10 protein-coding genes are annotated in these 12,104 nt (G+C 72.0%); 2 read left to right on the top strand and 8 right to left on the bottom strand.

Features of this window, described 5'->3' with window-relative positions:
* Window positions 1–53 precede the first annotated feature (53 nt).
* Together GA0070216_RS36260 and GA0070216_RS28235 are read right to left on the bottom strand one after the other, a co-directional pair.
* Window positions 54–1,766: a PQQ-dependent sugar dehydrogenase gene (locus tag GA0070216_RS36260; RefSeq protein ID WP_281190470.1), complete on the bottom strand. Its 1,713-nt coding sequence runs from the start codon at window positions 1,764–1,766 to the stop codon at window positions 54–56.
* Between the two features lie 31 nt (window positions 1,767–1,797).
* Window positions 1,798–2,865 (bottom strand): SMP-30/gluconolactonase/LRE family protein, encoded by a 1,068-nt coding sequence (locus GA0070216_RS28235; protein ID WP_091252387.1) that lies wholly within the window; start codon window positions 2,863–2,865, stop codon window positions 1,798–1,800.
* Between the two features lie 535 nt (window positions 2,866–3,400).
* Between GA0070216_RS28235 and GA0070216_RS28230 the strand changes: the two genes are divergently transcribed.
* Entirely contained in the window at window positions 3,401–4,252 is an 852-nt protein-coding gene (locus GA0070216_RS28230; protein WP_245722777.1) for an SAM-dependent methyltransferase, read from the top strand.
* Window positions 4,253–4,417: 165 nt separating this feature from the next.
* Here GA0070216_RS28230 and GA0070216_RS28225 read toward each other — a convergent pair whose 3' ends face one another.
* Window positions 4,418–5,131, bottom strand: coding sequence for a tryptophan--tRNA ligase (locus GA0070216_RS28225; protein WP_091252386.1), 714 nt, complete (start codon window positions 5,129–5,131; stop codon window positions 4,418–4,420).
* A gap of 141 nt (window positions 5,132–5,272) precedes the next feature.
* On the bottom strand, window positions 5,273–6,058 hold the full coding sequence (locus GA0070216_RS28220) for a class I SAM-dependent methyltransferase (RefSeq protein ID WP_091252385.1): 786 nt from the start codon (window positions 6,056–6,058) through the stop codon (window positions 5,273–5,275).
* Between the two features lie 47 nt (window positions 6,059–6,105).
* On the opposite strand from GA0070216_RS28220, the gene GA0070216_RS28215 reads away from it, so the two are divergent.
* On the top strand, window positions 6,106–6,696 hold the full coding sequence (locus GA0070216_RS28215) for a helix-turn-helix domain-containing protein (protein WP_091252384.1): 591 nt from the start codon (window positions 6,106–6,108) through the stop codon (window positions 6,694–6,696).
* Here GA0070216_RS28215 and GA0070216_RS34790 read toward each other — a convergent pair.
* The 4 genes from GA0070216_RS34790 to GA0070216_RS28200 all read right to left on the bottom strand — a co-directional run bounded on the left by GA0070216_RS34790 (window position 6,686) and on the right by GA0070216_RS28200 (window position 11,916).
* The gene (locus GA0070216_RS34790; RefSeq protein WP_176739178.1) at window positions 6,686–6,832 is read right to left on the bottom strand and encodes a hypothetical protein; all 147 of its coding nucleotides are present in this window, start codon (window positions 6,830–6,832) and stop codon (window positions 6,686–6,688) included. The genes GA0070216_RS28215 and GA0070216_RS34790 overlap by 11 nt on opposite strands.
* Window positions 6,833–7,208: 376 nt before the next feature.
* Window positions 7,209–7,982: a hypothetical protein gene (locus GA0070216_RS28210; RefSeq protein WP_091252383.1), complete on the bottom strand. Its 774-nt coding sequence runs from the start codon at window positions 7,980–7,982 to the stop codon at window positions 7,209–7,211.
* 471 nt (window positions 7,983–8,453) lie between these two features.
* Complete coding sequence (locus GA0070216_RS28205; protein ID WP_245722776.1) at window positions 8,454–10,118, bottom strand: serine/threonine protein kinase; 1,665 nt, start codon at window positions 10,116–10,118, stop codon at window positions 8,454–8,456.
* A gap of 256 nt (window positions 10,119–10,374) precedes the next feature.
* A complete protein-coding gene (locus GA0070216_RS28200) occupies window positions 10,375–11,916 on the bottom strand; it encodes a cellulose binding domain-containing protein (protein WP_091252381.1) in 1,542 nt (513 codons plus the stop codon).
* Between the last annotated feature and the right edge of the window lie 188 nt (window positions 11,917–12,104).

Genomic DNA, 12,104 nt, shown 5'->3' with positions numbered 1-12,104 from the left:
TGGCGTGTCATCCCGGCAGCCGGGACACCGCGCCGGTACGCCGTCGACCCGGGCTACCTACCCAGGGTCACCTTGAGGATCCGCTCGTTGCTGTTGTTCGGGATGCTGTCCTTGTCGCCACCGGTGCTCGTGGTCAGCCAGAGGTTCCCGTCGAGGGTCGGCTCGACGGTCCGCAGCCGGGTGTACGTGCCGACGAAGAACTGCTGCACGTCGGTGAGGGTGTTTCCGCTGATCACCGCCCGGTACATCCGGTTGCCCCGCAGGCAGCCGAGATACAGCACATCCCGGACGATGGCCAGGCCACTGCACGAGGCCTCGGCCACCGGATAGGTGCGGATGGGGGCGACGAAGCTCGGGTTGGTGCAGGAACCCACAGTGCCCTCGCAGGCCGGCCACCCGTAGTTGCCACCCCGGACGATGATGTTGGTTTCGTCCATGACGTTGTTGCCGAACTCCTGTGCGAAGAGCCGGCCCCGGGAGTCGAACGCCAGCCCCTGCGGGTTGCGGTGCCCGTAGCTCCAGACCGCGTTGCCGAACGGGTTGTCGGACGGCACGGTGCCGTCGGGGCGTACCCGCAGCACCTTGCCGCCCAGGTCGTTGACGTCCTGGGCGCGGTCCGGGCTCTGCCCGTCACCGGTGGCGGCGTAGAGCATCCCGTCCGGGCCGAAGCGCAGCCGCCCGCCATTGTGGTACTTGTTGCGCGGGATGCCGGTCACCAGCACCTGCGAGCTGCCGGTCTGCAACGTCCCGTCGTACCGGATGCGGATGATCCGGTTGTCGGTCGTGGTGGTGTGGTAGATGTACAGCCACCGGTCGGTGGCGAAGCTCGACGACACGGCCAGGCCGAGCACCCCGCCCTCGCCGTTGGTGCCGGCGACGTTGGGCACCGTGCCGATGCTGCGCTTGTTGGTGCCGTCCGGGTTCATGGCGACGACGTCGAACAGGTCACGCCGGCCGTAGAGCACGGTGCCGTCGGGCAGTTGCACCAACCCCCACGGCAGGTCCCGCTCGGTGGTGACCACCGTCGTGCCGCAGACGGCGCTGGTGCAGGCCGACCCGGTGCGGACGGTCACCGCGCTGCTCGCCGTCGAGACGTTGCCCTGGGCGTCCCGGGCGACGACCGTGTAGCGGTAGTCGGTGGTGGCGGCCAGCCCGGTGTCGGTGAACGAGGTCGCGGGTGGGTTGGCGGCCGTGCCGGTGACGGAGCCGACCGTCACCCCGTTGCGCAGGATGTCGTACCGGGTGACCGCGACGTTGTCGGTGGACGCCGTCCAGGTCAGGGTGACGTCGGTGCCGTTGGCGGTGCCGGCGAGGTTGGTCGGTGTGGTGGGCCGCTGGGTGTCGGACTGGCAGAACGGCGGCGTCACGGAGAGCGTGGCACTGGCCTGCGACACGTTGCCGGCGGCGTCCCGGGCGTTGACGTACCACCCCCAGGTGACGCCCTGCGCGACGGTGAGCGTGGCGGTCAGGGTGCTGCCGGCGACCGAGGTGACCAGCTGGCCGTCGTGGTAGATGTCGTAGTAGGCGACGCCGACGTCGTCCCGGGACGCGGCCCAGGTCAGCGTGACGGACTGACAGGTGAGCCTGCTGCTGCGCAGGTAGCTCGGCGCGGTGGGCGGCCGGGTGTCGGCGGCGAACGTGGCCCGGCCGGTGGCGACCGTGGTGGCCGGCGTCGTCGGCGGTCCGGCGCTGACCGGCGCGCCGGCCAGGACCGTGCAGGCGCTGGTCAGCAGGGCAAGGGTGGCATGACGAGGACTGATTCGCACGCGGTACGTCCCTTTCTGGGGAACCTGGAGATCAGTACGGGTAGCCGGGCACGTTGAGCCGCACGCTGTACAGGCCGGAGTCGTTCGTGCGGCCCGAGGTGACGTAGAGGGTCCGCCGGTCGGACCCGCCGAACGCCACGTTGGTGGTGCCGCTGGAGCCGGACCGGATCGTGCCGAGCTGGTTGCCGGTGGGCGAGTAGACGTGCACCAGCCCGTCGCCGCCCGACGTCCAGTACACGTTTCCGGCGCAGTCGATCGTGCCGCCGTCCGGGCCGCCGACGTAGTTGACGAACACGCTGCGGGGGCCGGTGCTGCCGTCGGGCTGGACGGCGTACTTGTAGATCTTGTTCTCGCCGTAGGCGCCCACGTAGAGGGTGCCGCCGTCCGGGGAGAGCGAGATGCCGTTGGGCTGGCGCAGCGCGTCGTCGACCAGTGACACCTGGCCGCCGGAGACCCGGAACACGCTGGTCCGCCCGCTCATCTGGTCGGGGCGGTTGCCGCGCTGGAAGTTCGGGTCGGTGAAGTAGACGACGCCGTCCGAGCGGACCGCGACGTCGTTCGGCGAGTTGAACGCCCGCCCCTGGTAGTTGCCGGCGACGACGCCCCGGGCCAGGTTGTCGAGCCGGTAGGTCGAGACGCTGCGCTGGTCGTGCGTCGCGGCGACGAGTTGCTGCCCGTCGGGGGTGAGCGCGAGCCCGTTGCTGCCCGCGTTGGGGAGGAACGTGTCGAAGGTGGCCGGCGGCGTGAACCGCCGGATCGTCGACGGCTGGACGTACTCCGACCCGGTGGCCGCGCCCATGTCGGAGAAGAGCAGGACGCCCCGGTCGGCGACCCAGACGGGCCCCTCCAGGAACGAGAACCCGCCGCGGATCTTCGTGGCCACGACCGAGGTCGACGGCAGCGGCGGGCCGTACCCGGTGCCGGTGGGGCAGACGCCGGGCGGGGCACCGGGCGGGCCGGCCAGGGCGGTGGGCTGCCCGGGGGACGACTGCGCGGCCCGCAGGGACGGTGCGGGTGCGGTGTCGGGGCCCGCCGGGACGGCGGCGGGCAGGGCGAGCAGGAGGCTGGCCAGCACGGTGGCGGCCGGTTGCAGGACCATCGGGAACTCCGATCGGCGAGCGGACCCGCCGTCGTCGGCGGTCGCGGGGTGGCACCGGCACTGATCTACCGGCATCGATGCATCATGGGCAGCATAATTTAGGAACCACCGCACCGCATGGGTGGCGATCCACCGATCCCGGCAATGATCCGGATTTCTCACTAAGATGCTGGTCAATGTGGTCGGATTACCGGCCAGCCCCGGACACCCACCGCCGGAACGGTCCACATGTTGATCGGAGTCGGTCGATGGAACCCACACGTCCATCCGGCCGCTCCGGCATCACCCGTCGTCGCCGCAGTGTCGACGCTTCTCCCCGGGCCACCGTGAAAGACTCGATTGTGGAGGCCGGCCGGGCCACGAAACGCACCGACGGTCCCGGTTCGCACCCGCCCTGCCGCGTAGCCGACACCCACGGAATCGACGTTTGGGAGCGCGCTCATCTACCCTCAGGACACATCCGTCCCACTGTCGTGGGCCGGTATCGGTTCGGCAGCCATGAGTGTCGCGGTCTCCCCGCCGAATGTGACCGACCATGGCCCTGTTCGGAGGGATCGAAGCGTTGACGAGCGACAAGGTGGCGCCGCCGGGCGTCGACACCACCCGGCCCAGCATCGCCCGGGTGTACGACTACTACCTCGGCGGCAAGGACAACTTCGCGGTCGACCGGCACGCCGCCCAGATGGCGATGCAGGTCACCCCGGACGGTCCGGAGGCGGGGCGGGCCTGCCGGGCCTTCCTGCGCCGATCGGTCCGCTACCTGGCCGCCGAAGCCGGCATCCGCCAGTTCCTCGACCTCGGCTCCGGGCTGCCCACCCGGGGCAACGTGCACGAGATCGCCCACCAGGTCGACCCGGACGCCCGGGTCGTCTACGTGGACAACGACCCGATGGCCCTCGCGCACGGCCGGGCCCTGCTCGCGGACGCCCGGACCACCACCGTGGTCGGCGCCGACGTCCGGCAGCCGGAGGAGTTGCTGGCCGAACTACGCGAGCGCAAGCTGATCGACTTCGACCAGCCGGTCGGGCTGCTGCTCCTGGCGATCCTGCACCACCTCCACGACGACGACGACCCCACCGCCGTCGCCCGGCGGCTGATCGACGCCCTCCCCTCCGGCAGCTACCTGGCCATCTCGCACTTCTATGACCCGGGCGCGGCCCAGCCGGAGTTGTCCGAGAAGGCGCGGGCGGTGGAGAAGGTCTTCAACGAGACGCTGGGCACCGGCCGGTGGCGTACCCGTGACGAGATCCTGAGCTTCTTCGGCGACCTGGAGTTGCTCCCGCCCGGGTTGGTCCCGCTGGCCGAGTGGCACCCGGACGGCGAGGAGGACACCCGGCAGACCGCGACCTACCACACCATCGTCGGCGGGGTGGCCCGCAAGGCCTGAGCCCTCGCGGGCGCTCCCGCCGGCCGGCCCGGGTGCGGGCGCTGCCGCCCGGCCCGGGTCGTCGCCGGTGCCCCTCGGTGCCGGTGCCCCTCGATGCCCCAGACCCGGCGTGGCCGGCGGCGGGGTCCGCGAGGGCCGACTCGCCGGCCGCCGGGGCGTCCGGGGTCAGTAACAGGTGTTCATGGCAGCCCGTACCTCGGCCAGGGTGGCGTCGGCGACCGCCCGCGCGCGCTCGTTGCCCGCGCGCAGCACGTCGCGCAGGTGGGCGCGGTCCTGCCCGTACTCGGCCCGGCGGGCCCTGATCGGGGCCAGGTACTCGTTGACCGACTCGGTCACCACCTTCTTGAGCGCGGCAGCGCCCGCCGAGCCGATGTCCGCCGCCACCTGCTCCGGGGTACGGCCCTGGCACAGGGCCGCCAGCAGCAGCAGCGAGGACACCTCGGGGCGGGTCGCCGGGTCGTAGGAGATGTGCCGCTCGGAGTCGGTCTTGGCGCCCTTGATCAGCCAGGCGGTCTCGTCGACGTCGGCGGCCAGCGTGATCGCGTTGTTCCGGCTCTTGCTCATCTTGGTGCCGTCCGTCGTGCTGCGTGCCGGGTCCACCCCGATCGCCAGGTAGTCCAGGACCAACTCCTCGACGTGCCGGATCAGATCGTCCGCCACGTCGCGGTCGGTCAGCACCTGGTAGTCCGCGATGACCACGAACAACTCCACCCCGAGATCCTGGAGCCGGACCCGGTTGTGCAGTGTGCCGAAGAAGTGACCGAGGTGCAGGCGACCGGTGGGACGGTCACCGGTCAGCACCCGGAACCGCCCCGGGTCCTTCCGGATCAGCTCCTCCAGCACGGCGCTGCGGGCCTGCGCGGCGGACGTCCCGAGCACGTCGGCGGTGGGAGTTCACCGTCGTCTGGGACTACGCGGGCATGTACACCGCGCCCAACGAGTCGACGCTGTACGGCACCCGCCGCTACGGGCAGGTCGTCACCGACCCGACCGGCAACACCGTCGGCGGATGGCGGACGCTCAGCGGCGGGCCAACCAGACCGTTCGACCGGTGCGGACGCTGAGGTCGGCACGGGTCGCCAGACCCGCCACGACCTGCTCCAGGGCGGCGAGGTCCCGGGCGGAGAGCCGCTCCTCCAGTCCGTGGCGCATCCGGCTCAGCGAGGCGTGCGCGTAGCGGGTGGTGGCGGCCGGCAGCGGGGGACGCAGGTCGATGTCGAAGTGCCGCTCGGTGACCGAGGTGAAGCCGGCCTGCCTCATCCGCTCGCCCCAGTTCTCGTGCATGTGCAGGCCCGCCTCGTGCCGGCGCTTCGCCGCCTCGGCGTGACCACGCCGCTCCACCTCCTCGTCGGCGGTGCCGGTGAGAAAGTGGGGGAACGAGTCCAACTCGGCGATCACCAGCAGCCCGCCCGGCCGCAGCGCGCCGCACGCCGAGGCGACCGCGGTCGCCGGATCGGCCATGTGGTGCATTGATGCGGCCGCCCAGATCACCTCGACCGGCCCGAGGTCGGGCCAGGGCTGGTCGAGGTCGGCCTCGACGGTGCGGATCCGGTCGCCCAACCCGGCGGCGTCGGCCCGGCCCCGCAGGTGGGCCAGCATCTCCGGGGAGAGGTCGACCGCGGTGATCGTGGAGTCGGGCAACTCCCGGGCGAGGGCGAGGGAACCGGTGCCGCTGCCGGCCCCGAGGTCGACGACGTGGGGTCGCTCGGCGGCCTCGCGGCCGACCCAGCCGATCACGTCACGGAAGTACTCGTGGAGCACCTCCGCGTCGAGGTCGAGCAGCTCGATCAGGTGGTCGTGTGCCATGGGGGAACGGTAGCCCTGCCATGCCTCAGCGGCATAGCATCTTGCCCATGAAGCAAGACAAGGATCTGGAGACCCTGGTCCGCCAGCGCATCCGCAGCCTCCGGGTGGCGCGCGGCTGGTCGCTGGACGAGTTGGCCCAGCGCTGCCTGATCAGTCCCTCCACGCTCAGCCGGATCGAGACCGGGCACCGGCGGGTCGCCCTGGACCAGGTCGCCACGATCGCTCGGGTGCTGGGCATCACGCTCGACCGGCTGGTCGAGTCCGACGCCGACGACGACGTCGTGATCCGTCCGCACTGCGACGAGGACCGGGGGGTCACGACCTGGCTGCTCTCCCGGGACAGCAACCAGACCGTCGCCAAGATGCGGATCACCCGGGAGGTGCCGGCCGAGCTACGGGTGCACCCCGGACGGGACTGGTTCACCGTGCTCGCCGGCACCATCGCGCTACGTCTCGGTGAACGGACGATCCTCGTCGGCACGAACGAGGCCGCAGAGTTCTCCACCCTGGTCCCGCACGCGTTCGGCGCGCACGACGGCCCGGCCGAGATCCTCTGCATCCTCGACCACGAGGGTGAGCGCAGCCACCTCGGCCCGCACCACCCGACTCCGGGTCGACCGGCGGCGCCTAGCCGGTGATCACCGGCCAGGCGTAGGCCAGCAGGGCGCACGCCGCGCCGAGCAGGGCGAGGGAGAACCCCCGGCTGGGGATGGGCAGCGCGGCGAGCACGAGCAGGATGACCGCGACGATATAGAGAAACGCCTGGATCGACATGACAGTCCCCTCGGGAGGCTGGTTGACGGGCGGTGCGGTCTCTACCCCGCACCGCCCGGTCGGGAAACCCGCGCCTGCCCAGACGCCTGCTCTCCGTCTCGGCGACCCGCCGGTCCCGGACCGGTTCGACCTCCGTCCGGACAGGACGGCGATGCGTCGCCGTCCTGTCCTTCGGGCCACGTCAGCGGGTCGGCCCCACCCGGACGTGCCGTCGGCAGCCACGTCGCCCGACGTCGGCGACCGACCAGCCAGACGTCAGCAGCCGCGCCGCCGGCAGCAGCGGCTGACCGGCCACACGCCAGCAGCAGCGCTGCCGGCAGCAGCGACCGCATCGGCCGCCGCGCCGCCCGACCTCGACGACCGACCCAGCCCGGTGTCAGCAGCCGAGCCGCTTGGTGGAGAGGGCGATGTCGTCGATCCACAGGTCGAACTCGCCCGGCGTCGTGCCGCCCTGGTAGAGCTGCCAACCGATCTTCACCGTGTCGACCTTGGGCAGGACGAAGGGGACGTCGTTGCCACCGTGTTCGGTCGTGGAGGCGGTCAGTTCCGGATTCGCCTTCCCGTCGATCCAGACGGTGACCCGGTTGTCCGTCTGGTCGAGCTGCCACTCGAAGCACTGCCAGGTGTCCTCGGCGACCGGGGCGGACTCCCGCCAGTTGGTCCAGTCGCCGGTCGGGCCGCCGTCGGCACCCACCCCCCAGAAGGTGCCGGGGACGGTCGGGGCGTACTGGCCGCCGATCGGGCGGACGACCTCGGAACTGCCGGAGCCGGTCGCCTCGACCAGCGTGAAGTGCGCCCAGTCCGGGGCGGTGGGGAAGGCGTCGACACGCAGGCGCATCCGACCATAGAAGCGGTTGCCCGGCGCGGCGAAGTCGTCGACCCGCAGGAAGGCCCGTCCGTTGTCGACCGTGTAGAGGCGCAGCACCTGGTTGCCACGCCGGGCGCGCTCGACGGTGAGCGTGCCGTGGCGGGTGTCGACGCCCCAGTTCACCGTGCGGGGACCCCCCAGGGGCAGTCGCTCGAAGTCCTCACAGAACAGCAGGCCACGGGGGCACGAGCGCTCAGAGGCCTCCGACGGGCCGGCCGGGACGCTGCCGGCGGCGGTGCCGAGGATCAGGGCGGCGGTGAACACCGCGAGGAAACTGCGCATGGTCATCCTCCATGACGGCTGGCCCCGCCGCTCAGGCAGGGCTCAGCAGGAAATCCCGGCCGGCGCGAGCGCTGCCGACCTCATCCCGGGCGCATCGACGTGGCGCGTCGAACGCCTCCGGCGGTCAGAGGTGCAGCGGTCCCGGCTGTCGCGGGAAGGCGTGGCAGTGACACGTACGGCGGGACACCTGCCCGTCGTCGTGGCGCTGGCCCGGCGATGCGGCACCCACGGCTGCCGAAACTGGCGCGGTGCCGGCACTGCGATGCTCCCGTGCTCACCGTTGCCAGCGCGGTTGCCCCCGTGCTGCGGCGATCTGAGCCATTTCAGCACGACCGCATCCACTCAGGCAACATCGACGTTCATCAGCGCGCCTGGGTCCGGTCAGCCCCTGACCGCTCCGGCGTCCCGATCCCGGCCGGCACCGGCGGACCGCTCAGCCGCGCCCCGTTGCCCCGGGCGGATCCTCGCGGATCAGACCGCGCCCCGGTCGACCAGGCTGAACGTGGTGCCCACCGGGGCGTCGCCGAGAACCTCCACGTAGATCTTCTTCTGGCTCGGGCTCCACTGCACCACGCCGTACTTCTCGCTGACGATGGCGTAGGAGAGTCGCCCCTTGTCGTCCTTGCCCTCCCTGGAGACTCCGAAGAGGGTCGCCCCGCCGGGGTTGCATTCGGTGCCCACCAGCGAGGCGTACCCCTCCTCGTCGATCTTGACGCCGAGGCAGGGCCGGTGCGCGATCTCCGGGTTCAGGGATTTGATCATGAAGTCGACGCCGACCGGGTCGAGCACGAAGCGGGCGTCCGGTTTGGTGCCGTCGCTGACCCGGACCTCACCGTCGAACGGCAGCGAGAGGTCGCGGTCGATCTCCACCACGTGCAGCAGGATCTGTCGCTGCCCGGCCAGGATCGCCTGGGTACGGTCCACCGAGGTGGACGGCGCGGCGGACGGCGACGGGGTCGGCGTACCCGCTGCGGAGGCGGTGGTCGCCGGGCCACCCGCTGCCGGCCCGGCCCCCGCCGAGCCGCTCGGGTCCGGGGTCGACCGGCTGTCGAACAGTCGCGGGCCGAACAGGGTGACGGGCACCAGCACCGCGATCACCGCGACGGCCGCGCCCACACCGGTGAGCCAACGCCGCCGCAGCGGGCTCCGCCGGCCGGCCGGGCCCGTCCCCGCCGCCGACGACGTCGACGGTTCGCCCTGGCCATCGCCGGCGGCGGCGGGCGGCGTAACCGGCCCCAACGATCCGCCCGATGGCTGGTCGGCACCGGCGGCACCGGCCGGGGACATCGCGGCGACGGGGGCCGGGTCGCCCACCGGGGCCGCGACCGTCAACAGCCCGTCGAGCAGTTCCCGCGCGGTGGGCCGGTCGTCGGGGTCCTTCTCCAACGCCCGGGAGACCAGCTCCCGCAACGGCCCCGTCAGTCCGGTCAGGTCCGGCGGTTGGGTCAGGATCCGCATCGCGGTGGCGGTGGCGGAGTCACCCCCGAACGGGTTGCGGCCGGTCGCGGCATAGGCGACCACGGCACCCCAGGCGAAGATGTCCGCCGCCGGGCCCACCGCCCGACCGGACGCGGTGTCGAACCGCTCCGGAGCCATGTACGAGACGGTCCCGACCATCTGGTGGGTCCGGGTGTGCTGGCTGGTCGCCTCGAGCGCGCGGGCGATACCGAAGTCGATGACCTTGATCCCACCGGGCGCCACCAGCACGTTCGCCGGTTTCAGGTCCCGGTGTATCACCCCGGCACCGTGGATGGCGGTGAGCGCGGTGGCCACCCCGACCGCGATGCTGTGCAGCTGCGCCGCGCCCAGCGGCCCCCGGTCCCGGATGACCTGGGCCAGGCTGGGCCCCTCGACGTACTCCACCACGAGGTAGGGCGGGTCGTGGTCCGGGTCGGCGTCCAGCACCTCGGCGGTGCAGAACGGCGGAACCTGGCGGGCACGGTTCACCTCGCTGCGGAACCGACCACGGAACTCGTCGTCGTGTGAGAGCTCGGCGCGGACGACCTTGACCGCCACCTGGCGGCCCTGCGGCGACCGGGCCAGGAAGACGCTGCCCATGCCACCCTCGCCGAGCCGGTTGAGCAGCTCGAACCCGCCGAGTCGGGCAGGGTCGCCGGGGCGCAGCCCGTCGTTCACGTCGGCTGCCCGCAGACCACGACCAGCCCGCGAGCCGTTGCGCCAATCACGCGTACCCCTCAGTTCGTTCGGAGACCGCCCGCAGCCTATCGCCCGCCCACCCGGCATCTTCGCTGCCGTCCGCAGGCGGGACGGGTCGGCCCACGCGCCGAAGGGCCCCGCCGGGGTGTCCGGCGGGGCCGTTGCGGTGGTCATCGCGATCGTGCCGGATGACCGGGTGGTGCGGTGCCGCCCGCCGTGGTACGGCGAGGACAGGTCAGTTGCAGGTGGTGCCGTTGAGCTTGAAGGGCGCCGGGACGGTGGGGGACCCGCTGGCGGTGAAGCCGAAGCTGACCGCCCCGTTGGTCGGGATGCTGGCGTTGTGGCTCTCGTTACCCACCGTGACCACCGCGCCGGTCTGCTGGAAGACGCCGCTCCAGTGGCCCTGGACCAGCTGACTGCCGGGGAAGGTCCAGCCGAGCGACCAACCGTTGACGGCCGGGCCGTCGTTGTAGACGGTGACGCTGACGTTGAAGCCGGTGTTCCAGGAGTTGGTCACCACGTACGACACCCGGCAGGTGCTCGCGAGGGTGGTGGCCGGCCGGATGTCGCCGTAGTCGTCCCGGGCGGTGGCGAAGTCCTGGAAGCCGAAGCCGGGACCGGCCGACCGGGTGGTGGTGCCGGCCGCGAGGACGGTGCCGTTGGCGTTGACCGAGTAGACCGGCCCGCCGCTGTCGCCGCCCCGGGCTGATTCGTTGCCGTCGAGCTGGGTGGCCTCGACCAGGTCCTCGATGTCGTCGTAGTGGAAGTCGACCCGCAGGTTGCAGACCGGGCCGCCGATCTCACCGGCCGAGGTGTATCCCGACTGGCAGAGCAGCTGGCCGGGGAAGACCTGGGTCCAGCCGGTCACCTGCGCGCGAACCTCGTCGTTCTGCCCACCGACATAGATGTGGCCGCCCGGGGAGGAGGTCGAGACCAGCATGGTGTCGTGGTCGTCGTTGCTGGCGACCGAGTAGCCGATCAACGTGCCGGTGTTGGTGTTCGTGTTCCAGCCGACGTGCCAGGGCTGACCGATCGGGCCGCAGTGTTCCGCGGTGAGCAGGTAGCCCACGTTGGTCGTCTGGTTGCGGACGCCGAAGCCGGCGGTGCAGGCGTACGTGGTCAGGCCGATGCCGATCCCGCCGTCGTACGGCGCGGAGTCGTTGTACCGGGACCGCTCGACCATCCGCTCCCGGACCACGGTCCGGGTGTTGACGCCGGTCGTCGGCAGCGTCGGCTGCTTCGCGCCGGCCTTCGGGTCGACGGCGATCTCGATCCCGGAGCCGTCGGTCCGCAGCCGGACGGCGTGGGCGGCGTCGTTCGGGTCGGCGTCGACGACGGGGGCGAGCTTCGCCGCCGCCTTCTTCAACTCGGTGCGGGAGTAGGTGGCCCCGACGACCTCGACCGGGGCGGTGCGCCGGGCGGTCGTCACCGCCGTCGCGACGTCGCTGGGCAGGGTGCCCTTCCACCAGAGCGTGACGTGGTCGTCCACCAGCCCGATGCCGGCGTAGCCGCGCGGCGCGCCGGCGTCGATGGCGGTGCGGACGACGTTGGCGGCGTCGACGAGCGGGGTCTGGGCGAGCATCCTGTCCCGGGTCTGCGCCGGGATCAGGTCGAGGAGGGTACGGCCGTTCTCGGGCGTCGGCGCCGTCGCCGACGTGCCGAACGGCTGGCTGGGCGCGGCGTGCGAGGGCGCCGACAGCGGACCGACCAGCACCGTGGTGCCGAGCAGCACGCCGGCGACCACCGAGCGGGGGGCCGCTTTCCAGGTTTGCGTCATGACCAAGAGTCAAGTGATCCTGACGCTCCGGGACCATGCAGAAGCACCGGCAAGAATCGGCTACGACCGTGGCGACGACCACACCCCGGTCGACCACGACGCCCCCGGTCACCGCGGACCGGCCCGGGACGCCGGCCGGGCCCGGAGCTGGTGGCTCCGGCCCCGGCCGGCGGGGGTGGTGTGCCCGC

The organism is Micromonospora matsumotoense, assembly GCF_900091525.1.
In the GTDB taxonomy this organism is placed as follows: domain Bacteria; phylum Actinomycetota; class Actinomycetes; order Mycobacteriales; family Micromonosporaceae; genus Micromonospora; species Micromonospora matsumotoensis.
The sequence above is the reverse complement of the archived record's forward strand: the minus strand, read 5'-3'. Positions and strand labels throughout refer to the sequence as shown.